Here is a 22,015-nt window from a genome sequence, read left to right on the forward strand (position 1 = left end):
CCGGTGTGCAGATCCTGAGAATGGGAATGGCACGCATCGGTGCACCGATGCGGCAAGGCCTGCAGATCGCAATCGCTAATCGAGCCAGTGCACGATCAGTGCAAGGCCATCGAATCGATCAAGCGCCTGGCGGGGCGTGAGCTGGCCTTCAATGCGGCACGCACGCCGCCAGCTCGCGCCATTGCTCACCGGAACAATCAGTCAAGACTCGGAAATCGAACACCCACGCAAGCGCTAGCCCGCATCATCCACCTCGATTCCCGATTCCCGATTCCCGATTCCCAATCCCCGCCCCAACCCCTAATGCCGCACCCGCCGTCCAGGCGCGCGCACGGCGGTCGCCTCCACCGCCAGCGTAAAGCCGCGCTCTTCGCCACCCTGCATCGCACCCACGTCCACGACCTGGCGCCTGATCTCCTCGCCCTTGCCGTTACGCACCACCACCACCACGGTGTATTCCCACGGATCACCATCGGCGGGATGGCGAATGGTGCCGTCCACCTTGAGCGGCACGATCGGGGCCGGCTGTGCGTGCTGCACCGCCGCCGAGTCGAAGCGCAGGTGGTGCTTGCACGCAGGGCAGACGCTGGCGCTTTCCAGGATCGTCGCCTTGCAATGCGGGCAGCTGCGCGTGGCACCGGGCGTGCCCGGGCGGAGCGCGGTCATGTGGCGTCGCTGTCTCCGCTGACAACCGGCTTGGCCGTCCCGACCGGTTTGCCGGTGTCCTCGCCCCAGCCGAAATCGGCCTGGCCGCGCATGCGCGCACCCGAGGCCACGGTCAGGCTGCCGGCCTTGACGTCGCCGACCAGCACGCCGGAGGTCTGCAGTTCCACCTGCGCGGCCGATTCGATATTGCCCTCCAACTCGCCGGCGATGATCACCTTGTTGGCACGGACGCCGCCGTTGAGCTTGGCGCCACGCTCGATGGTGAGATCGCCCTTGACGTTGACATCGCCCTTGAAACGGCCAGCCAGGCGCACGTGCCCGGCGCCCTCGATCTTGCCTTCGATGCTGATGTCGGCGGCGATCAGCGACTCCTTGGCCTCGCCGTGGCGCTGTGGTGCAGGCGCGGCGGGCGCGGCACTGGGGGGCGCGGGGGCAGGGACCGGCGGCGCCGGGCTGGCCTCGGCAGTGAACAGCCGCCCATCGGCCGCGGGGACCTCAGCTGCTGCGGGAACGCCGTCTTTCTTGTTGGGACCTTGATCGCGCCACATCGACATCGGACTGCCTCGCCAGGGGATCAAAGCCGACTATCGCCGCGTGGGCCGATCTTTTGTGTGATGGATTGCGCAAACCAAGGTCGATGGCGCGCGTGCTCAGTCCACTGCGGGCCTGGCCGCGCCGTGCCGCTCGACCCGGTTACGTCCGCCGCGCTTGGCCACGTACAAGGCCGCATCGGCCTTCTGGAGCAGGCTGGCTCCCAGCTCGCCATCGACCGGGAAGCTGGCCACGCCGATCGAGGCCGTCACCCGCGGCAACGCGCGCTGGCCGTCGCTGACTGCCAGCGCCACGATATGGCCGCGAATGGCCTCGGCCACACGCGCTGCCTCGGCGCCGTCGGCCTCGGGAAGAATGACCGTGAATTCTTCGCCGCCATAGCGGCAGGCCACGTCTTCGGCGCGCAACCGGGTCAGCAGCAACTCGCCCAGCGCCGCCAGCAACAGGTCGCCGCCGGCGTGGCCCTGGCTGTCGTTGAATTGCTTGAAGTGGTCCACGTCCAGCATCAGCACCGACAACGGCAGGCTGCGGCGTGCGCAGCGCGCCAGCTCGTGGCTGAGCGATTCTTCCAGATAGCGGCGGTTGTACAGCCCGGTCAGCGGGTCGCGAATCGACTGCCGGCGCAGCGATTCGCGCAGGCGCAGATTGCTCAGCGCCAACGACAGCTGTTCGGCGGCCGCCTCGGCGATTTCCAGCCGCGGCATCGGCCCCGGGCCCGGCGAAGACAGGAACAGGAAGCCGAGCTGGGTGCCTTGCGCAGACATCGGCAGGCATGCGGTGGTGACGGCGCTGCCGTGCTCGGGCGCGCCGATATGCGCACATGGTGCATCCCGTGCCAGGTCTTCGATGATGTGCGGTTGACCGCGGCGCAGCGCCCAGCACTCTTCAGGCAACAGATGCGGCGCGCTGTGCACCAGCGGCTCGCCCCAGTGGCTGATCGCCTCGGCGCGATCCTGCGAGGCACGCAGTAGATAGACGCTGCCGGCAACGCCCGGCAGCAGGCTGGCCAGGGTGCGGCTGGTCACCACCAGCGCCTCTTCCGCGCTGATGCAGCCCTGCAGCAGGCCAGTGTAGCGGCTGAGCAGATTCAGATCGGCGGTACTGCGTTGCAGCGCCACGACGCTGTCGGCCAACTCGCGATTGGCCTGCGCCGCCTCTTTCTCGGCCTGCGAGCGATGCCGCAGCTCGCGCATCAGCAGGGCATAGACAAGGCCGACCACCGCCAGCCCGAACGGGATGCCGGCCAGTGCCAGCATCAGCAACAAGGCCGCACTCTGCCGGCTGCTTTCGGCGCGTTGCGTCAACAGTTCCTGCTCGCGTTGCACCATGGTCAGCGCTTGCTCGCGGATCGCGCTGGTGGTGCGGAAGGCGGTCTGGCGGATGCCGGCACGCGCCGGCTCCAGGCCGTCCTGTGCGTACACGTCCAGGACATGCTGGATCTGCTGCAGTCGCGTTTCCACCAGTCGCCGCAAGCTGTCCAGGTGCTGCACCTGGTCGGGGTTGTCGGCAATCAGGCGACGCAGGTTGTCGAGCAGGATCGGCAGGCGCTCGACGCTGGTCTGATAGTCGAGCAGATAGGCATCGTTGCCGGTCAGCAGAAAGCCGCGCTGCGCCGATTCGGCGTCCAGCACACGCGCCTGGATCTCGTCGACCCGGCCGATCACTTCATGCGTATGCGAGACCAGTGCCGCGTCGGCCAGTGAGCGGCGGGCACCGACAAAGATGCCGACACCGATGGCGATGAAGATCAGGGCGGAAAACGCAAGCGCCAGCTGGTTGCGGCGGCGCGCGGTGAAAGAGAAGGGCATGGACGGATGCTAGCCCGCCAGACTGGACAACACGAGGTTGCCGTTGGCAGGACGCAGATGCGCCGGCGCAATCTGGCCGGCACATCTGCAAACTGTTGAGACGGTCACACGGTCGATCAGTGCTGCGGATGTTCGGCGTCGTGCTTGTCGGCGTTCTGCTCGGCCTTGTTGGCCATCTCGCGGGTCTTATCGGCGGTGGCATCTGCGGCGTTGGCGGTTGCGCGGCTCGCATCGGCGGCCAGTTCACGTGCTGCCACGCGTGCATCGGCGGTGGCGGCCTTGGCCTGCACGGCTGCGCGATCGGCAGCCTGTTCGGTCGCAGCCGCCGCGTGCTTGGCAGCGGAGGCGGCATCGCGTTGCGCCTGCTCGGCGTCAGGGCCCTGGCAAGCGGCGAGAGTGAAAGCGGCGATGGCGCTCAACGACAGCATGCGGATCGTCTTCATGGGTGGTCCTGTTCCTGTTCCGGTGTTGGAAGGCGGAGCTTATGCACGCACCGATGCAGCCGGCGTCAATGCGCTGCCGGCCATTCAGCCGGTAGGCGGCATGCGCCATCCACGCCGCGCGTTCGACGGTTTGGACAGCGACGCAACCCGCTTACGGCAAATCGCAGGCAAAGAAAAAGCCGCTGGAAACCAGCGGCTTTCTCCGAACTCGCTTGGAGCTAAGAAGTGATTACTTCTTGGCTTCTTCGGCGGTGTCCTTGGCAGCTTCGGCGGTGTCTTCAGCCGTCTTGGCAGCGTCGGCAGCCTGGTCAGCAGCAGCGTCGGTGGCGGCGCCGGAAGCAGCCTGAGCAGCGTCAGCAGCGGTGTCAGCCGAAGCAGCGGCGGTGTTGGCAGCAGCCTGAGCGGCGTCAGCCGACTGCGAGCCCGAGGCGGAAGCCTGGTCAGCAGCGGTCTGAGCGTCGGCAGCGGCTTCGTTAGCCGAAGCAGCAGCGTCCTGAGCCTGTTCCGGCTTCGAGCAAGCGGTCAGGGCCAGGCCCAGAGCCATTGCGATCAGCAGCTTGTTAATGGTCATTGTTTCAATCCTCGTCGTTAGATTAGGCAACGCGCTATTGCGCGCCCCCGACATGATGACGGTCCAAAGACCAGTGTCAAGCGTACGCGCATTCAGTTTTGCAAAATCGCCGTTAAAAACAATTAAATCAATTCGATAGCGATGGCAGTCGCCTCGCCGCCGCCGATGCACAACGTCGCGATTCCGCGCTTGCCACCGCGCGTGCGCAACGCATTCACCAATGTCACCACCAGGCGGGCGCCGGATGCGCCGATCGGATGCCCCAATGCGCAGGCACCGCCGTTGACGTTGACCTTGTCGTGCGAAATGCCCAGCTCGGCGATCGGCGTCATCGCCACCACCGCGAATGCTTCGTTGATTTCGAACAGATCCACTTCGTCCAGTTGCCAGCCGATCTTGCCGATCAAGGTCTTGATCGCAGCGACCGGGGCGGTGGTGAACCACTCAGGTTCCTGTGAGTGGGTGACATGCCCCACGATGCGTGCCAATGGCGCGATGCCACGCCGTTGCGCCTCGTCTGCGCGCATCAGCACGGTGATCGCCGCGCCATCGGAGATGCTCGACGAACTGGCGGCGGTGACGCTGCCGTCCTTCTTGAAGGCCGGCTTCAGGGTCGGGATCTTGGCGATGTCGGATTTGCCGGGTTGCTCGTCGCTGTCGACGACCACCTCGCCCTTGCGCGTGGCCACCGTGACCGGAACGATTTCATCGGCAAACGCGCCGCTGCGCTGCGCCGCCTGCGCGCGTTCGACCGAGGCGATCGCAAACGCATCCTGATCGGCACGGCTGAAACCGAACTTCTCGGCGGTGGCCTCGCCGAACACGCCCATCGCCTGGCCGTCGTAGGGATTGGTCAGGCCGTCCCAGGCCATGTGGTCGACCGCCTGGAAGTTGCCGTAGCGGTTGCCGGTGCGCGAGTTGGGCAGCAGATGTGGCGCGTTGCTCATCGACTCCATGCCGCCGGCGACCACGATGCTGGCCGAACCGGCCTTGATCAGGTCGTGGCCGAACATGATCGCCTTCATGCCCGAGCCGCACACCTTGTTGATGGTGGTGGCGCCGGTCGAGGTGGGGATGCCTGCGGCAATCGCCGCCTGCCGTGCCGGCGCCTGGCCCAGGTTGGCCGGCAGGACGCAGCCGACGATGACTTCTGAAATGTCGGCCGGCGCGACGCCGGACTGCGCCAGCGCGCCTTCGATCGCGGCGGCGGCGAGTGTCGGCGCCGGCACACCGTTGAATTGACCAAGGAACGAGCCGATGGCAGTGCGTTTGGCAGCAACGATGACGATGTCGGACATGAGGAGATACCGTTGAAAGTGAAACGATTATCTGCCTCACGCCCGGTTCGCGCCAGCACGTGCCGATGCGGCGCCATGCGCTACGCACTCAGCTGCGACAGGGGTGTGAGGATGCAGTATAAAGACGGCGTTCGGGCCCGGGACTGGGCCCTATCCATGGAATGGGTTCGGGGAGAACATCCAAATGCAGAAGAGAGACGTCGCCAGGACTGTCCTGGCCTCGGCGTTGGCCGTGGCATTGACCGCGTGTGGCGGCGGTGGCGGGGGCGGTGGTATCCGACCGAGCACGCCGACGGCACCGCCACCGACCTCGCCACCACCCCCGCCGCCGCCGACTTCACCGCCGCCTCCGCCCCCGCCTCCGCCGGTGGTGGCACCGCCGACCACGCCGGAACCTGCAATCGATGCGCATTTGACGCTGACCAACGCACGCGCCGCGCAGGTATTGGGGTTCACCGGTGCGGGATATCGCATCGGCGTGATCGATACCGGCATCAATACCAATCATCCGGCCCTGCAGGGGCGGGTCAGCGACAGCTTCATCTATGTGGATCCGCGCACGAACAATGTCGCCGCAGGCGATGTGGTGGGCCACGGCACCGTCGTGGCGCAATTGGCAGCCGGGCGCGCAGTGGGCCAGTGGCCGGGCGGCATCGCCAGCGGCGCGGGCCTGGTGTCCGCCCGCATCATCAACGACGAAGCGCCGGACGATGATGGCAGCGGCGAAGGCAACCAGGTCGATGGTCCGCTTGGCCTGGCGCCGGTGCATGCCGATCTGGTCAGCGCAGGCGTGCGCATCATGAACAACTCGTGGGGCGGGCTGTATTGGAACGACCCGGCCGTCACCAACCAGATCGCGCAGGAATACCGGCCGTTCGTCATCGGCAACGATGGGCTGGTGGTGTTCGCGTCGGGTAATGAATCCAGATCGCAACCGTCCGATACCGCCGCGCTTCCCAGCCAGGTGGGCCCGAACGGCACGCTGCCGGCCGCCGATCTGGAACGTGGCTGGTTGGTCGTCGGCGCACTGGATACCGCCAATCCCACGCAGCTGGCGTCGTATTCCAATGCCTGCGGCGTGGCGATGCGCTATTGCCTGGTGGCGCCGGGCACCTCGATGTTCCTCGACCCCGATGCCACCGCCAGCAATCTCCGTTATTTCTATGGCAGCGGCACCTCGTTTGCCGCACCGCTGGTGTCCGGTGCGGCTGCGCTGGTGTGGCAGGCGTTTCCGTACTTCAACAACGACTTGGTGCGGCAGACGTTATTGGGAACGGCGACCGATCTGGGCGCGGCCGGTGTCGACCCGACCTTCGGCTACGGCCTGCTCAATGTCGGCAAGGCGGTGCTGGGGCCGGCGCGCTTCGATTGGGGCACGGTGGATGTCACCGTCAACACCTTGCGTTCCACCTGGGCCAACGACATCAGTGGCACAGGTGGCCTGACCAAACGCGGCACCGGCACGCTGGTGTTGAGCAGTGGGGCCAATACGTTCAACGGCGACACCCAGGTGCTGGAGGGCACCTTGCAGACGGCCAGCCTGCAGAGTGCGCGCGTGGGCATTGCCAATGGCGCGGCGTTGATCGGCGCGGGCAGGATCGGCGGACGCGTCGATAATGCCGGCACGTTGCAGGTCAACAGTGCGACGCTGTCGATCGCAGGCAACTACACCCAGGCCAGCGACGGTCGCCTGGCGCTGAACGTGGGCGACCGGGTGAACGTGACCGGGACCGCGACGATTGCCGGCGATCTGCAGGTGCTCGGTCGCCGCGATTACGTGGTCGACAACACCACCTACACGCTGTTGCAGGCCAGCAGCGGGCTGCAGGGCACCTTCGATACGCTCAGCCGCGGCGCGGCCGTGACCTTTCTGGATGCCTCGCTGACCTACGACAGCAATACGGCCTACCTTGCCCTGCGCAGTTTGAATGCCACCGCCGTTGCCGCCACGCTGGGCATGACCGGCACGGCGGCGATGGATTCGGCAATCCGTGTCGAGCAGGCATTCCAGCAGGTGGATGCGCAGCAGCTGCAGGGCGCTGGCGGCATCAGCAGCGGCTTTATCCGCGCCGCAGCGGCGTTGCAGCAGTCACCGGATGCCAGGGCTGCCGCCGATTCGCTGCGGAGTCTGTCCGGCCGTGCGCATGCCGAGTCGGCAGCGATGACCTTCGACACCATCGATCTGGGCAGGCGTGCGTTGGCCGCGCATTTCGATGGGCTATCGCAGCAGCCGCGCCTGCTGGGCGTCTGGCAGCGTGCGCTGGGCGGGCCGGGCGAGGGTGGGGTGACCACCGCGGGATTCGCCACTTCGGGCTGGATGATGGGCAACGACCTGCGCCTGGCGTCCGGCGCAGTCACCGGTTTTGCCTTCGGCGAAACGCGCTCCAGCAGCCTGGGCGATCTGGACGGTGCACGCGGGCGCGACCGGCAGGTGCAGGGGCAGCTGTACTGGGGCACCACGCTGGGGGCGGCGTACACGCTGGGCCAGCTGGGTTTCGGCAACGTCAACCGGCAGATCGAGCGCAGCCTGCAACTGGGCGAAGAACGCAGCAATGCCTTCAGCGACTACAGCGGTAATTACCTCAGCGGCAACCTGGAAACCGGGTATCGCCTGGGCGGCGCGCGCGCCAGCCTGACGCCCTACATGGGCGTGGATTACGTGCGCCTGCGCAGCGAAGGATTCCGTGAAAGCGGTGGCGACGGCTTCGGCTTGCGTGCCGATGCCAGCACGTCCTCGCGCACCCAGGTGCTGGCCGGCGTGCGTTCGGCCTATCGCTGGCGCGGCGTGCAGCTCGGCGGTTATGCCGAATGGCAGCAGGCGTTGAGCAGCGAAGGTCTGATGCTCGATGCCAGCTTCATCGGTGTGGATGCATGGGCACCATTGCGCGGCATGCAGCCGGCGCGCTCGGGTGGGCTGTTCGGCATCACCGCGGCCGCTCCATTGGGACAGCAGAGCCAGTTGCGCTTCGGCTATGACCAGCGGGTGGGCGAGCGCGGTGACGATCGCGCACTGAGCCTGCGCTACAGCGCCGATTTCTGATCGGCGCGTTGCATGGGTGAGCGTTGGTGTGTGATCGGTGGTGCACCTGTCCAGGCAACGTGCCTGGGCAGGTGGATCACTCGCCGCGCAGCTTGTGCAGAAAACGCGGTGCGGTGCGGCCCAGCGGCAGTTTGAGCTTGCTGATGGCCTCGATCCGCGCCTCGGCAATCTGGTCGGCTGCCTGCTGCGGCGCGACGCCCAAGCGGGTGGACAGGTCGAACACCTTTTCCAGGTTGTGATAGATGCTGCGGATCAGGCGCATCGCGCGTTCGCGGTTGTAGCCGTCGATCTCCAGCGACACATTCATCACGCCGCCGGCATTGACCACGTAATCGGGCGCATACAGGATGCCGCGCTTGTGCAGCTCTTCGCCGATGGCGGCATTGGCAAGCTGGTTGTTGGCGGTGCCACAGATGATCTTGGCCTTCAGCCGCGGCAGTGTGTCTTCGTTGATCGCCCCTTCCAGCGCGCACGGTGCGAACACATCGGCCGGCACCTGGTAGATCTCCTCGATGCTCACCGCTTCGGCGCCGTATTCGGCCACCGCGCGGTCCACCAGCGCCGGGTTCAGGTCGGCCACATAGAGTTTGGCGCCGCGTTCCTTGAGCAGTTTCACCAGCTCCATGCCGATATGGCCCAGGCCCTGGATCGCAATGCTGGCCTTGCCGACTTCCTCGTGACCGAGCCTGCGATTGAGCGAGGCCATCAGTGCCTGCAACGCGCCGTAGGCAGTGAACGGGGCCGGGTCGCCGGAGCCGCGGTGCACCTGGTGCACGCCGGTGACGTACTCGCTCTCCAGATAGATCTGTTCCATGTCGTTGACGTCGGTGCCGACGTCCTCGGAGGTGATGTAGCGCCCGCCCAGGGTGTCGACAAAGCGGCCGAACGCGCGAAACAGCGCTTCGCTCTTGTCGCTTTTGGGGTCGCCGATGATCACCGCCTTGCCGCCGCCCACATTCAATCCGGCCAGCGCGTTCTTGTAGGTCATGGTGCGGCTGAGCCGCAGCGCATCGTTGAGCGCCGCCTCGCTATTGGGGTAGGGGCGCATGCGTACGCCACCCAGCGCAGGCCCGAGACGGGTGCTGTGCAAGGCGATGATCGCTTTCAGGCCGGCGTCGCGGTTGTGACAGAAGATCACCTGCTCGTGGCCGGTGGTGTCGAGGGTTTCGAAAAGCATCGAAGGCTCCGCGGGGGCTGCGTGATGTGCCTTCCCTGAGGCCGGGCCGGAACCCGTGCAATGGGAACAAAAACGCGACGTCTGCAGACCCTGTCCGATCACGTCGCGCTGCAACATTTTAAACCACGTCGGCGGGGGCTGGTGTATGAATCTGTTCACCAATGCCGATAGCGCCGCTGCCGAAACCACAGGGTTCCCAGCCATTTCGTCCCTGCGCTGACCGGCAGGCCGGCGTGTAGCGAGTCGGGGTCGGGGCGGCCATCGGCGTGCAGATTGTCAAAGCACACCACCGACCCGGCACGTGGACGCACGCGCACGCCCGCGACCGGGAAGTCGGTGTCGCCACCTGCGTAGACGTCGTTGAGGTAGACGCAGGCGGTGCGCAGGCGATTGCCGGCAGTGGGGCGGTCGGCGGCGATCGTGCCGGGCGGCAGGTAGTCGCGATGCGCACGATACTGCTCACCCGGCGCGTAGCACAGCACCGATAGCGCTTCGGCATGGGTCAACGGCAGCTGCGCGCAGGCCGCCACGCGCGCCTGCGCCGCACGCGCGGCAAAGTCTTCGAGGATCGGGTCCAGCGTGGCGCCGCGGCTGGTGCGGATCGGCGCGCGGCGTGTGCTGGCATCGTCGGGGTCGACCACCTCGGAGGCGCGCAGGTGCGGCCGCGCCAGCAACATCAGCAAGCGGCACTCGTCGGCAGACAGCACGCCGGAGATTTCTTCGATCATGGGCGCGTCATGGCGGCGCGTGGCGATGTGTCGGGCAGCGAAACCGATGCGCTGATCGTCGCCGCCCGGATCCGGTGGCGTGATCCGCACGGCAGGCGGCGCGGCAATGCCCAGCGGTTGCAATTGCCGCAGCAGCTGGGCCGCGGCGTCGGGCTGCGGCGGGACACCTTCGCCACGCAGCAGGCGCTCGGCCAGCAGCGCGGCCGCCACTGCATCGCCGGCTGCGGCGGCGCGCTCCAGCAAGGCAACGCAGCGGCGTTGCTGCGTGGGGTGATCGATCCGGCCATGCTGGATGGCCAGCGCGCGCAACGCAGGCGGATGGTCGGCAGCGGCTGCGGCCCGTAGGCGAGAGGTTGCCTGCACGTCCAGCGCCACAGGGTTGTCGGTGACGGCCAGGGTCGCCAACAGATAGCGCGCTGCCGCCACATCCTGGCGTTCGGCCTGCTCCCAGTGGGTCAGCGCCTGGGCCACGTCCACCTCGCACCCGACACCGTAGGCCAGCATGCGGCCGGCTTCGATCTGCGCGCCGGCATCGCCTGCGGCCGCACTACGCGTGTACCAGTCCAGCGCCTGCTCGGCCTGCCCCATGCGCACCAATGCATGTGCCAACGCCGTCATTGCTGCAGGTTGCGCGGTCTGCGCGGCATCGGTGAGCTGCTGGAGGGACGGTGCCTGCATGGCCGCATTCTAGGAGAGGCCAGCCCCCCTGTCGTGTCTGACCTCGGGCGGGCGCGGATGCCGCACGAGGCCAGGTGGAGGGCAGCAAGTGCCGGTGATCGGTGCAGATGGTGCTTGCCGGCCTGGCAACGGCCGCCACGGACGGGCGGCGACCTGGCCGCACTGCCTTCGCTTGCCGGTGCGCGATCAGGCGTCCGTGGACAGCGCCAGGTGGGTCAGATACAGGCGCAGGTCGAACTCCAGTTGGTGGTAGTCCGGGCTCATGTGGTTGCACAGCTGGTAGAAGGCCTTGTTGTGATCGGCCTCTTTCAGATGCGCCAGTTCGTGGGCGACGATCATCTGCAGGAACGGTTCGGGCGCATCGCGGAAGATCGAGGCGATGCGGATCTCGCGGCTGGCCTTGAGCCGGCTGCCGTGGACGCGCGAGATCGCCGTATGCGTGCCCAGCGCATGCTTCACCACCTGCAGATGGTTGTCGTAGAGCGCCTTGTGCAGCGTAGGCGAGGAGCGCATGTAGCGCTCCTTCATGGCCTTGACGTAGTCGTACAACTGCCGGTCGGTGCGGATCGTGTGGCGATCCGGGTAGCGGCGTGCCAGTACCAGTGCGAGTTTGTCCTGCGCGATCAGCTCGCGTACCTGATCCAGCACGGCGGGCGGGTAACCGGCGAGGTAGCGAAGAGTGTCCATGCCAATCGATTGCTGCGAAGTGCGCATGATCGCCGATGCGGGTGCTGCTGGCGACTGTGCATGCACGAATGTGGCGTCGTGTGTCAGGCGTATTCACGAATGCGGCACATCCGGATGCGTAGCGTGCAGCGCATGTTTTGCGGCACGACCGCGCAAGCACACGACTGAACACGGCACCGTGCCGGATGAGGAGACAACAAACATGATCAAGTGGGCCATTATTTTCGCCATCATCGGACTGATTGCCGGTGCGCTCGGATTTGGCGGCATGGCAGGCGCTGCGATGGGGATTGCCAAGTTCCTGTTCTGGGCCGGCATCATCATCGCCATCGTGCTGTTCGTGCTCGGCATGACGATCGCCAAGAAGGTGACCTGACCCGCAGGGCGTGGCTGCGGCGTGCGCTTTGCAGGCCGGCCGCATCACCCGGAAAGCAGAAGGAGCGGCCACTGGCCGCTCCTTTTTTGTCCCTGCCATCTGCTGAACCGAGATATCGACAGCGAGGCCGCGAGCGAGGTCGAGCGCAGGGCGATCGCTGCCCGCGTGCGCAGATCAGACGCCGGTGTTCTCGGCAGTGGTATGCAGCGCAATATTGAGTTGATCGATGGTCACGATCCAGTCGGCATCGTCGAGGCGTTCTTCACGCAACAGCTGCGCCTGTGCCGGCGTCCAGAAGGGCGCCTCTTCCAGACGCATGTCGCCCGGCAGCGGCGAGTGTTCATCGATGAAGCCGCGAATGCTGACTTCGTCCGATGGCAGGCCCAACTGGGAAAATAGTTCGGAGAACGGGTGGACGGGTTGTTCCATTGCGACTTCCTCGAAGAGTGCGGATGAGCGGATGCTAAAGCACCTGGTTTGAGCGCACTGTGCACGTGTGGCTTGGATTTGCCCGTGCGCATGCCCATATTCCAATTCTGAGCAGACAAGCCGAGGCGATCATGGCGACCGGATGGGCAGGTGATGGGGCGGTGCAGGACCAGATCGATGCGACCGTCGAGGATGCGATCAAGCGCGCGCGGAGCCAGCTGCCGCAAGGCCCGAGCCTGACGCATTGCGAAGAATGCGATGCCCCCATTCCCGAGGCACGCCGCAAGGCGGTGCCGGGGGTGCACCTGTGCGTGAACTGTCAGCAGGCGCACGACCTTGATCAAGCCGCGCAAGGCGGCTACAACCGTCGTGGCAGCAAGGACAGCCAGCTGCGTTGATTGCCATCCGGGCGTTCCAGCGCGGCCAACCGACGACTGGGCTGGGCGCAAGAAGCGGGCGCGGCCCGTGTTACAGACGGCCCTTGCCGCTGGTACGCCGCAGCGGCCGATGCGCCGACCGCACCTCTGAAAGTCGCCGGCCAGGTGTTATCAGGCACTGCTGGCAGCTACGCTCAGTTGGGGGTGAAGTGGCTGGTCTCGCGCCAGCGCCGCGTGGTGCGCTGGAAGAACAGGCTGTTGGGAACCTGCAGCACGCTACCGGCGTGGTCGCCGGTTTCTTCCAGGGTCGTGTAAATCACGTTGATGTCGATCACCCGGCCCTTCAGGCCGGGCTTGTCGCCCCCTTCCAGCAGTTCGATATGGTCGTGCAGGCGGAACGGGCGCGTGGTGATGATCAGGAAGGTGCAGAAGATATTGGACAGCACGCTCCATGCCGCGAAGAACGCCACTGCACCAACCGCCGCAAATCCGGTGAACGCCGTCCACAAGGTGCCGCTGGAGACGCCCAGCACGTTCAGTACCGTCAGCACCGCAGTGACGGAAATGACGAAGCTGCCCACGCGACGGATGCCGATCATCATTTCCGCCGGCAGGCTGTAGCGCGTACACAGGCGTCGCAGCACTTGCCGCAATAGCAGCCGAACCAGTGCGGCAACGCCGAGGATCAACACGATCTGCACCGTCACTACGGCGACGGTCAGCCACTGCGGGTTCCAGTGCGGCAGCAGGCTACGGATCATCGTGGGCAAAGCGTCGGACGCGGACATCACATCGTGCAGGTTCTTGGAGAACCCTCATTGTAACGGGGCCGTCGTTGCGCGGCCGGTGCGCGGGGTGAATGTGCGCGCAGCGGTGGCGACGGCAGGGCGCACTCATGGCTGCTGCGATGGCTTGCGGGATCGCGCATATCGCCGCGGCGTTGCCGCTGGGGACCGGCGATGGCGCCATCGGGCCGGCATCGCATGTTGGTCGGGGGCGCATCGATGACGATGCCGGACGCCCGCAACGCCCAGGGCCGGAAACGAACGTGCCACCTTGCGGTGGCACGTCGGTTCTACGCTTTTCGATTGCGGGTAACGCTTAAGCGATCTTGTCGCCGTCGTTACGCGCAGGGCCGAAGTTGGTGGTGAGCACTTCGATCCGGCCGCCGGTCTTGCGGAACGCGGCGATGTCGGCAGCGATGCGCTCACGACTGAGCGGCTGCGACTTGCCTTCGCTGCGAGCGATGCTGGGCTGGGATTTCTGCTTGGTCGCGGGACGTGCCATGTGGCCTCCTGTAGCGGGGAAGTGCAATGACACCGCGTGCGGCTAGGGTGGCGCGCGCGGAAGCGGTGTCGAGAGGTGCGGTCGCGTTCGGTGCGCAATCGCGGTGGCACGGCAAGCGTGCCTTGCTGACAAGACGGCTAAGCATCATGCAGCAACCGTGCATTATAAGGGATGCGAGCGCGGGTTGCCTTAACCGGCCGACAGACGGGCCCCGGCGGCCGCTGCCCAGGCCAGGCCCTGCACCACGCCGAAGGACGGGTCGCCCTGCACCAGGCGCGATTCCGGGAACACGGCTGCCACCGTGTCGCGGATATAGCCGGCGCGCGACATGCCGCCGGTCAGGAACAGTGTCGCGGGCGGCGCAGCCAGGTCGGCACGGACCTGTGCGAGCAAGCCTTCCAGTTCGCCCAGATAGTTGGAAGCAGACGCAACCAGCGCGCTGGCCTGCACCTCCACGTCCAGCCCGCGTTCGATGAAGTCCAGTGCGGCCTGATGCCGGTCGCGCTCGCTGAGTGCGATCTTGCAGGCTTCCACGCCGCGGTACAGGCGCGCGGTATTGCCGGTGTCCTGCAGCGCCTGCAGGCGCTTGTCGAACGGGGCGGGGACGTCCTGGTACTTGTGCAGGCGGAATTCGCGCTGGCGGGTCATGTCCTGCACCATCGCCGCTTCGACGTAGTGGTGGGTGGGCACGCGGGTGATGCCGCGGCCGAACAGCGGCATGTAGGCGGCCAGACTGAGCGCCAGATCGATGTCGGTACCGCCGCGCGCGATGCCCCAGGCACGGTGGACCTGCGGCGCGGTGCTGCCGCCGACGCTGGCATGGGCGATGTCGGTGGTGCCGCCGCCGATGTCCACCACCACGGTGTCGTGGCGGCTGTCGTGACTGACGTGGTAGTGCATCGCGGCCGCTGCGGGTTCTTCGAGGAAATCCACCTGGTCGAAGCCGGCGGCGATCGCGGCGGTCTGCAGGATTTCCAGCGCCTGCGCGTTGCCGGCCTCGCCGATGGAACTGCGGAACTGCACCGGGCGGCCCAGCGTGGCGCTGCGGATATTGATGTCGAACTGGCGCGAGGCGGTGAGCCGGATGTGCTCCAGCACATGCGTGGCGATGCCGGTGATGGTCTGGCGCGCGCGCGGATGCAGGTTGTAGCCCAGCATCGATTTGGGGCTCTGCACCAGGCTGCCTTCGCCTTCCAGGAAGTACGCATCCAGCGCTTCGTCGCCATAGACCGCGTTCTGCAGCAGGGCGGCGGAGCTGCGCGGCTCGCGCACCTGCTCTTCCATCCACTGGCGGCGCACGATGCGGATCGCGTCGCGGCGCAGGCTCTCGGTGCTGGAGGTGCGGCCGGCCGCGGCAGCGTCGCGACGGCCGGAGTCGATCAGCCGTTCGACCTCGTATTCCAGCGCCGGGGTCAGGCTGAAATCGTCCGGGTCGCGCATCGTGTCGGGGAAATACACCGTGGTGCGGAACTGCAGGGCCTCGCCGAAGCGCACCGGCACCACCTGGCCATCGACGATCGCCGCAGCGGCGGAGTTGCTGGTACCGAAGTCGATGCCGAGTTTCATGCAAGCAGGCCTGTGAGCGGGCCGCGCACTTTACTACTTCTGCTGCCGGCGACGCCCATCGCCCTACGTTCGGACGTCGCAGCAAGCGACGTGCCGCATGCCCGCCGGCACGCGGCACGCAGGGTCAGGCAGCGACGCTGGCGACCTGGCCTTCGTTCAGTTCCTCGGTGGTGGCTTCGCGCACGTCGACGACTTCGACCGCAAAGTGCAGGGTCTGCCCGGCCAGCGGATGGTTGCCGTCGACGGTGACCTGCTCCGGGCCGACCTCGGTGACGGTGACCAGCACCGGGCCCTGCTGCGTGCGCGCCTCGAACTGCACACCCGGCACGACCTCGACATCGGTCGGGAACGCCGCGCGCGGCACCTGCTGGATCAGCTGCGCGTGGCGCGGCCCGTAGCCTTGTTCGGGCACCACGTCGGCAGTGAGCGTCTCGCCGCTGCGCTTGCCGTCCAGCGCCTGTTCCAGGCCGGGCACGATGTTGCCGGCGCCGTGCAGATAGCTCAACGGCGTGTCTGGCGTCGAACGGTCCAGGACCTGGCCGCTGTCGTCGGAAAGGGTGTAATGAATGGTCGCAACGCGACCCTGGCTGATTTCCATCGGAAACCTCCATGCTGATGATCGAGTGGGATGCGTCGGCTGACTCACGACGCCAGGAGTTGGTGCCCGCCTACCGTAGGCAATCGCCCCGGGCGATGCAACCGCAGCCGCGGCGGCGGTTATGGCGAGGATCAGCTTGGTGGTGACGATGTCAGCTCTGCGATGCGGCCCATTCCTGGCGCTGCATCGGTGCTCGAACGTCAGCAGCGCCATGCGCATTACTGCGCAGCGGTTGGCCGCATCGGATCGCATCGCATCGCGCGCAATCCACGGCCTGCAGCGCGCTATTCCTTCTCGGCACCCTGTTCCATCTGGACACGCCGCGCATGCCAGGTTTCCGGTGTCTGCGGCTTGATGAACAGCGCGGTGAGTTCGGGGTGCTGGCGCTTGGCGGCCGCTTCGATGCGCCCGACGCAGGCCTCGATCTGCGGGGTGGTGCGGCTGTCCTCGAACTCGGCGCTCAGGGCGGCGACCACCTGGTTCGGGCCCATCTGCATGGTCAATACGCCATTGGCGGCACGCACGTCCGGATCGCTGGCGGCAATGCGCAGCAGCGATTCGGTGACGTGCGCATGCGCGGGTTCGCCGATCAGCAGGCCCTTGGTTTCGCGCGCCAACAGGAATGCGGTGAAGGCCAGCACGCAGGCAATGCCGATCGAGGCGATGCCATCGAGCTCGGGCATGTCCAGCAATTGCGCGCCGGCCAGGCCCAGTACCGCCATGAACAAGCCGATCAAGGCGGCGCTGTCTTCCAGCAGCACGGTGAACGTGCTGGGGTCCTTGCTCTGCCGGAATGCCTGGAAATACCCCATGCGGCCCTTCTTGGCGCGGAATTCGCGCAGCGCCACCACCCAGGAAATGCCTTCGAACACGATCGACACGCCGAGCACGATGTAGGCGACCAGATGGCTCTTGGCCGGCTCGGGGTTGCGCAGATGCACGATGCCTTCGTACAGCGACACGCCTGCGCCCATCGCGAACACCAGCAGCGCAACGATGAAACTCCAGAAGTACAGCTCGCGCCCGTAACCGAACGGATGGGTCGGCGTCGGTGCCTGCGCTGCGCGGCGCAGACCGTACAGCAGCAGGACTTCGTTGACGGTGTCCACCAGCGAATGCACGCCTTCGCTGAGCATCGCCGAGCTGCCCGAAATCCCTGCGGCAATGAATTTTGCGACCGCGATGGCAAGGTTGCCGGCCAGCGCGACGTAGACCACCAGATGCGAGCCGGTTTTTTTTGCCGCGCCCGGTTCGCCAGCCGCGGGCTCGGTGGGTCCTGGCGCAGCGCCGGGGGCTTGGGGAACCGATGGGTTGGACACGCGCGACCTGCAGGGCATTCGACAAGCGCCGCACTATCGCGCTGGTGCCGTGCCGGAGACGTGATCGCGCGGCAGGGAGGCTACAATTCACACCCGTTTCAACTCTCAGGAATCGCATGTCTTCCGTTCCCGCCTGCCCGCAATGTGGCCTGGACAATACCTATGCCGATGGCGCGCTGTGGATTTGCGCAGACTGCGGCTTCGAATGGAGCGCCGGCGAATCCGCCGCGACCATGACGGTGGTGCGCGACAGCAACGGCAACCTGCTGCAGGCCGGCGACACGGTGACCGTGATCAAGGACCTGAAGGTCAAGGGTTCGTCGATTCCGCTCAAGCAGGGCACGCTGATCCGCAACATCCGCCTGGTCGAAGACGATGCCGAGCACATCGAAGGCAATTCGGAAAAGATCAAGGGCCTGGTGTTGAAGACCTGTTTCCTGCGCAAGGCCTGAGGCTGTTGCGGCGGCGCCGCATGTAGCGTGTGTTAGAAGCGCGCTAGCGCGCGATGGGGCGTCATCGCTAATGCTCCCTCGCGCGCAAGCGCGCTCCTACGTTGCGGCACGCTCAGTCGCGCGGATACACCGCCGCGACCATGCAACTCTGGCGCATCCGCGCAGCCAGGCCGCCGCGGGTGGTGCTCAGGTCGCCCTGCTGGCCGGATCCGGCAGCTGCGCCGGCAAGTGCCATTTCGTCGAGCACATCGACCTTGTCGCCGGGATTGCCGCAGATCGCGTTCAAGCCCATGCCGGAGACGAAGCGAATCGGCGGCGCGCCGCTGAGTTCGCGGCAGCTGTCCATCAGTTCGACGCGGTAGTGGCGATGCGTGCCGGGGTGACGTGGCGACACTTCCACCACCAGCCCCTGGCCGTCTTCCGACCACGAACGCAGCATGCTGGGGTTGAAGCAGTAGCTGGACGAGCCGGCGAAATTGCGCCGGCGCGCTTCGCGCACGCTGACCCCGTCCAGGGTCGGGATAATGCTGTCGCGTTGCCGCGCCGCGCTGGCGTACTCGCGCGCACTCAAGCTGGCGATCTGGCTGACCGCGCAGTGCTGCTGGCCCGAGCTCACGTATGCCGGCGCACCGTTGCAGACCCAGCCGTGCGCCGCCAGCAGGCGCGCATCCGCGTGTGCGGCCAGCTGCGGGCAGTCCTGCGCCAGACTGATGCGGAACAGCCGTCCGCCTTGTTCGGCCACCGCCAGCGTGCGCGGATCGGCTTGATGCAGTTCCGTCACCTTGCGCGCATCCAGGCACTCGGCGTTCGGTGCGGCAGGGCGCAGCGGCTCGGCCGCTGCCGTGGAGGACGCGTAACCGAATAGCGTGCTGCCGAGCAGAACCGCAGTGAGTAAACGCATCACGCACATCCTTGGCAATGAGGGATGTCCGCATCATCTGCCAGGCAGGTCGCGCTGACAATCGCAGCAACGCGCGTCGGGTCGCGCGCTCAACAGCGCCGGGCGGGCGGCCAGCGCTCGGCACCGCCCGCGCAGACGAGTGCCTGCCGATGCTGGGCTGCAAGCATGTGCGCGCGCAACCTCACGCGCAGCTTGCAACTCGCCGGCGTGATAACGCGGCGCAGCCTGCGCTCACGGCGCCTCGGGCGGATCCGAATCCAGCACCTGCAGCTTGCCGCCGGTGGTTTCGGGAAGGATGCGTTGATCGGTGGCGACCAGCACCACGCCAGGCGTCAACAGCGGCAGCAGGCCTGCCAGGAATGCCGGCGGTACCTGCAGCCGGGCGATGGTGTCGGCATCCAGCGGCTGTCCTGCCGCGGCATTGCTGCCGGGGATGCCGATGCGCATCCAGTTGGGCATGCGTTGACCGGGCAGGCCAGGCACCTCGCCAGGCAGGAAGCCCTGGCCGACGATGAACGCCTGCGTGCCCAGCGGCGCGGCACCGGTCTGGGCGCGCAATGCCACCTGCGCGCGTCCGATTTCCACGCCGTTGCGATACACCACCAGTTGCTGATCGCTGCTGCTGACCAGCATCGAGATCGGGCCGGTGGGCGCCAGTTCCGGTTGCCACGCAAAGGTCTGGCCGTTGGGCAGCGGCAGCAACGCACGCTGCGCGCCGGTGGTGGGGTCGATCGGGCTGAGCGCGCGTGGATGCACCACCGCGTCGGCATCCACGCCGGCCTGCGCAACCACCACCACCATGCCCATGTTGGAGTTGTCGAACAGCAGCCGCGCGAATTCCGACGGCAGATGCACGCAGCCATGCGATTCCGGATACCCGGGCAGGCCGCCTGCGTGCAGGGCCACGCCGTCCCAGGTCAGGCGTTGCTGATACGGCATCGGCGCGGCGTTGTAGAGATTGGAGCGGTGGTCCTTGTCCTTCTGCAGGATGGTGAACACACCGGTCGGTGTCTCGTGCCCGGGCTTGCCGGAGCTGATGGTGGAAATGCCGATCAGGATGCCGTTGCGATACGCATAGGCGCGTTGCTCGGTGAGGCTGACGATCACCGCCATCGGTCCCCAGCCCTTGCTGACGCCGCCCCAGATCCATTCGCCCGGCTTGAGGTCGGCCGGCGCCGTTTCCGCAGGGCTTGACTGGCGCGCGCCCCAGAACGGCACGGCGGAGGCTTGCCCGCAGATCAGCAACGTGCAGAAGAGAACAGCAGTGAGCAGGGGCCGCATCGGCAGTCCAGAAAACAGTGTCGGCATGATCCTAGCGGGGCCGGGTGCGCGCGTCATGTGGTTGCTGCCGATAGTGCGACGGTGCGAAGGCATCGGCGTTGCAAGCGCGGTGCCATGGATACGTATGCGTCGTCGCCAGCCTGTTGCGTAACACGCACAAGCGCGTGGTGTTGTGCGCTGGTTCAATGATTGAGTGGGCAGGTGCCCGATGGCCGCCGCATCGCGATCCGGCAGCAGGGCGCTTGGCGCATGCAAGACGCACGGGGCTGCCCGAGGCCCGGAGCCGCGCTGCGTGCATGGACGGACCGATCTGTGGCAGCGGCTGCGCTCGCTTGATGCCGAGCGCAACCGGTGCGCCTTACAGCGGCTGATGAACATAGCGAGCCGTTGTCAGATGGGTGCGGATGGCGCGGAGGAACCGACGTGATGCCGGTTCCGCGCACCGGCCGCGCCCGCCCGGCGGCGGCACGGTAGTGCTGCAGCGCTCTTAGTCCGGCAGGGCGGGGTAGTCGATATAGCCCTTGGCACCGCCGCCGTACAGCGTTGCCTGGTCGACATCGGCCAGCGGGGCGTTCTCGCGCAGGCGACGCACCAGGTCCGGGTTGGCGATGAAGGGCCGGCCGAAGGCGATCGCATCGGCGTAGCCGCTGTCGAGGGCTTTCTCGGACAGTGCCTTGTCGTAGCTGTTGTTGGCGATCCAGGCGCCGTCGAACCTGGCGCGCAGCGCGGCGTAGTCGAAGGCGACGTTGTCGCGCGCACCGCCGGTTGCACCCTCGATCACGTGCACGAAGGCCAGCCCGCCGATCAGGTTGAGACGCTCCACCGCACGTTCGAACAAGGGCTGCGGGTCGGAGTCGTGCATGCCGTACACCGGAGTGACCGGCGACAGCCGCACGCCGGTGCGCTCGGCACCGATCTCGTCGGCAATGGCCTGCATCACTTCGGTCAGCAGGCGGGTCCGGTTTTCGATGTCGCCGCCGTACGCGTCGGTGCGCTGGTTGGAGCCGTCACGCAGGAACTGGTCGAGCAGGTAGCCGTTGGCCGCATGGACTTCCACGCCGTCGAAGCCGGCGTCGATGGCATTGCGCGCGGCGATGCGGTAGTCCTCGATCAAGGCGGGGATTTCGTCCAGCGCCAGCGCGCGCGGCTCGGAGACATCCTGGAAGCCATCCTTGGTGTAGGTCTTGCCCTCGGCGCGGATGGCGCTGGGCGCCACCGGCGATTCGCCTGGCGGTAGCACGCTGGTGTGCGAGACGCGGCCCACATGCCACAGCTGCAACACGATCTTGCCGCCACGACGATGCACTTCATCGGTGACCGCACGCCAGCCCTGGACCTGCGCAGCGGTGTGGATGCCGGGCGTATCCAGATAGCCCTGGCCCAGCGGGCTGATCTGCGTGCCTTCGGCCACGATCAATCCGGCACTGGCGCGTTGGCCGTAGTACTCGGCGGCGAGCGGCGAGGGCACCTGCCCGGCGACGGCGCGATTGCGCGTCAGCGGCGCCATGATCACGCGGTTGGCGAGATCCAGCGCGCCCAGGCGCACCGGTGAGAACAATGGGGATTCAGTGGATGTGGACATCAGCAACCAATTGGGTGTGGATCACGCGCCGTGCGCGACACCGCGCCGATCGCGAGTGCCCCCTAGCGATGGTGGCGGACCAAAGCGGATTCGAGCGATAGCGATAGGACACAGCGTCTTTTGTCGCGACGGGATCGGCCAAACTGTGATGTGCTGGGGCCTGGCGCTGAATCGCAGCAGGCGCCGCGCTTTCGTCGAT

General features: G+C 66.7%; 23 protein-coding genes and 1 other RNA gene. 5 read left to right on the forward strand and 19 right to left on the reverse strand.

Annotated elements, in window-relative coordinates:
* Positions 1 to 300: 300 nt before the first annotated feature.
* The 4 genes from H7A87_RS06850 to H7A87_RS06865 all read right to left on the reverse strand — a co-directional run bounded on the left by H7A87_RS06850 (position 301) and on the right by H7A87_RS06865 (position 3,469).
* Positions 301 to 666, reverse strand: coding sequence for a hypothetical protein (locus H7A87_RS06850; protein ID WP_119128983.1), 366 nt, complete (start codon positions 664 to 666; stop codon positions 301 to 303).
* Complete coding sequence (locus tag H7A87_RS06855; protein WP_104585821.1) at positions 663 to 1,220, reverse strand: polymer-forming cytoskeletal protein; 558 nt, start codon at positions 1,218 to 1,220, stop codon at positions 663 to 665. The genes H7A87_RS06850 and H7A87_RS06855 overlap by 4 nt, the downstream gene beginning before the upstream one ends.
* 96 nt (positions 1,221 to 1,316) lie before the next feature.
* A complete protein-coding gene (locus H7A87_RS06860) occupies positions 1,317 to 3,026 on the reverse strand; it encodes a diguanylate cyclase (RefSeq protein WP_119128984.1) in 1,710 nt (569 codons plus the stop codon).
* Positions 3,027 to 3,142: 116 nt separating this feature from the next.
* A complete protein-coding gene (locus tag H7A87_RS06865) occupies positions 3,143 to 3,469 on the reverse strand; it encodes a hypothetical protein (protein WP_104585817.1) in 327 nt (108 codons plus the stop codon).
* Between H7A87_RS06865 and H7A87_RS06870 the strand changes: the two genes are divergently transcribed.
* Complete coding sequence (locus H7A87_RS06870; RefSeq protein ID WP_146099341.1) at positions 3,435 to 3,698, forward strand: hypothetical protein; 264 nt, start codon at positions 3,435 to 3,437, stop codon at positions 3,696 to 3,698. The genes H7A87_RS06865 and H7A87_RS06870 overlap by 35 nt on opposite strands.
* On the opposite strand, the gene H7A87_RS06875 is transcribed toward H7A87_RS06870, so the two are convergent.
* Both H7A87_RS06875 and H7A87_RS06880 read right to left on the reverse strand, forming a co-directional pair.
* Complete coding sequence (locus H7A87_RS06875; protein WP_104585815.1) at positions 3,699 to 4,040, reverse strand: hypothetical protein; 342 nt, start codon at positions 4,038 to 4,040, stop codon at positions 3,699 to 3,701. It lies immediately after the preceding gene.
* 122 nt (positions 4,041 to 4,162) lie between these two features.
* On the reverse strand, positions 4,163 to 5,338 hold the full coding sequence (locus H7A87_RS06880; RefSeq protein ID WP_119128985.1) for an acetyl-CoA C-acyltransferase: 1,176 nt from the start codon (positions 5,336 to 5,338) through the stop codon (positions 4,163 to 4,165).
* 184 nt (positions 5,339 to 5,522) lie between these two features.
* On the opposite strand from H7A87_RS06880, the gene H7A87_RS06885 reads away from it, so the two are divergent.
* Complete coding sequence (locus H7A87_RS06885) at positions 5,523 to 8,378, forward strand: S8 family serine peptidase (RefSeq protein WP_119128986.1); 2,856 nt, start codon at positions 5,523 to 5,525, stop codon at positions 8,376 to 8,378.
* A gap of 76 nt (positions 8,379 to 8,454) precedes the next feature.
* Here H7A87_RS06885 and H7A87_RS06890 read toward each other — a convergent pair whose 3' ends face one another.
* From H7A87_RS06890 to H7A87_RS06900, 3 genes are all read right to left on the reverse strand, one after another.
* Positions 8,455 to 9,555 carry a Glu/Leu/Phe/Val dehydrogenase dimerization domain-containing protein gene (locus tag H7A87_RS06890; RefSeq protein WP_104648298.1) on the reverse strand — a complete coding sequence of 367 codons (1,101 nt, stop codon included), beginning with the start codon at positions 9,553 to 9,555 and terminating at the stop codon, positions 8,455 to 8,457.
* A gap of 155 nt (positions 9,556 to 9,710) precedes the next feature.
* On the reverse strand, positions 9,711 to 10,961 hold the full coding sequence (locus tag H7A87_RS06895; RefSeq protein WP_119128987.1) for a 2OG-Fe(II) oxygenase: 1,251 nt from the start codon (positions 10,959 to 10,961) through the stop codon (positions 9,711 to 9,713).
* Positions 10,962 to 11,147: 186 nt separating this feature from the next.
* The gene (locus H7A87_RS06900) at positions 11,148 to 11,675 is read right to left on the reverse strand and encodes a M48 family metallopeptidase (RefSeq protein ID WP_180496919.1); all 528 of its coding nucleotides are present in this window, start codon (positions 11,673 to 11,675) and stop codon (positions 11,148 to 11,150) included.
* Between the two features lie 175 nt (positions 11,676 to 11,850).
* On the opposite strand from H7A87_RS06900, the gene H7A87_RS06905 reads away from it, so the two are divergent.
* Positions 11,851 to 12,024, forward strand: coding sequence for a DUF1328 domain-containing protein (locus tag H7A87_RS06905; protein WP_003489471.1), 174 nt, complete (start codon positions 11,851 to 11,853; stop codon positions 12,022 to 12,024).
* A gap of 174 nt (positions 12,025 to 12,198) precedes the next feature.
* On the opposite strand, the gene H7A87_RS06910 is transcribed toward H7A87_RS06905, so the two are convergent.
* Entirely contained in the window at positions 12,199 to 12,453 is a 255-nt protein-coding gene (locus H7A87_RS06910) for a DUF2789 domain-containing protein (protein ID WP_115676431.1), read from the reverse strand.
* 131 nt (positions 12,454 to 12,584) lie between these two features.
* Here H7A87_RS06910 and H7A87_RS06915 point away from each other — a divergent pair, with 131 nt between their 5' ends.
* Complete coding sequence (locus H7A87_RS06915) at positions 12,585 to 12,851, forward strand: DksA/TraR family C4-type zinc finger protein (protein WP_119128988.1); 267 nt, start codon at positions 12,585 to 12,587, stop codon at positions 12,849 to 12,851.
* 173 nt (positions 12,852 to 13,024) lie between these two features.
* Here H7A87_RS06915 and H7A87_RS06920 read toward each other — a convergent pair whose 3' ends face one another.
* The 5 genes from H7A87_RS06920 to H7A87_RS06940 all read right to left on the reverse strand — a co-directional run bounded on the left by H7A87_RS06920 (position 13,025) and on the right by H7A87_RS06940 (position 17,618).
* Positions 13,025 to 13,618, reverse strand: coding sequence for a mechanosensitive ion channel family protein (locus H7A87_RS06920; protein ID WP_167765204.1), 594 nt, complete (start codon positions 13,616 to 13,618; stop codon positions 13,025 to 13,027).
* Between the two features lie 313 nt (positions 13,619 to 13,931).
* Positions 13,932 to 14,117, reverse strand: a complete 186-nt coding sequence (locus H7A87_RS06925) for a hypothetical protein (protein WP_010366034.1) — start codon at positions 14,115 to 14,117, stop codon at positions 13,932 to 13,934.
* A gap of 189 nt (positions 14,118 to 14,306) precedes the next feature.
* Positions 14,307 to 15,683 (reverse strand): Hsp70 family protein, encoded by a 1,377-nt coding sequence (locus H7A87_RS06930; protein ID WP_119128989.1) that lies wholly within the window; start codon positions 15,681 to 15,683, stop codon positions 14,307 to 14,309.
* Between the two features lie 124 nt (positions 15,684 to 15,807).
* Positions 15,808 to 16,281, reverse strand: a complete 474-nt coding sequence (locus H7A87_RS06935; protein ID WP_047130752.1) for a peptidylprolyl isomerase — start codon at positions 16,279 to 16,281, stop codon at positions 15,808 to 15,810.
* Positions 16,282 to 16,565: 284 nt separating this feature from the next.
* Positions 16,566 to 17,618: a cation diffusion facilitator family transporter gene (locus H7A87_RS06940; protein WP_104583444.1), complete on the reverse strand. Its 1,053-nt coding sequence runs from the start codon at positions 17,616 to 17,618 to the stop codon at positions 16,566 to 16,568.
* Positions 17,619 to 17,716: 98 nt separating this feature from the next.
* On the opposite strand from H7A87_RS06940, the gene H7A87_RS06945 reads away from it, so the two are divergent.
* Positions 17,717 to 18,052, forward strand: a complete 336-nt coding sequence (locus H7A87_RS06945; protein ID WP_119128990.1) for a zinc ribbon domain-containing protein YjdM — start codon at positions 17,717 to 17,719, stop codon at positions 18,050 to 18,052.
* 112 nt (positions 18,053 to 18,164) lie between these two features.
* On the opposite strand, the gene H7A87_RS06950 is transcribed toward H7A87_RS06945, so the two are convergent.
* From H7A87_RS06950 to H7A87_RS06965, 4 genes are all read right to left on the reverse strand, one after another.
* Entirely contained in the window at positions 18,165 to 18,953 is a 789-nt protein-coding gene (locus tag H7A87_RS06950; protein WP_232087944.1) for a hypothetical protein, read from the reverse strand.
* 231 nt (positions 18,954 to 19,184) lie between these two features.
* Positions 19,185 to 20,240 (reverse strand): L,D-transpeptidase, encoded by a 1,056-nt coding sequence (locus H7A87_RS06955; protein WP_104648550.1) that lies wholly within the window; start codon positions 20,238 to 20,240, stop codon positions 19,185 to 19,187.
* Between the two features lie 359 nt (positions 20,241 to 20,599).
* A non-coding RNA gene (locus tag H7A87_RS06960) (sX9 sRNA) lies at positions 20,600 to 20,662 on the reverse strand.
* Positions 20,663 to 20,721: 59 nt separating this feature from the next.
* Positions 20,722 to 21,816 (reverse strand): alkene reductase, encoded by a 1,095-nt coding sequence (locus H7A87_RS06965; protein ID WP_104583441.1) that lies wholly within the window; start codon positions 21,814 to 21,816, stop codon positions 20,722 to 20,724.
* Positions 21,817 to 22,015 lie beyond the last annotated feature (199 nt).

Source organism: Xanthomonas sp. CPBF 426, assembly GCF_903989465.1.
Classification (GTDB): Bacteria; Pseudomonadota; Gammaproteobacteria; order Xanthomonadales; family Xanthomonadaceae; genus Xanthomonas; species Xanthomonas euroxanthea.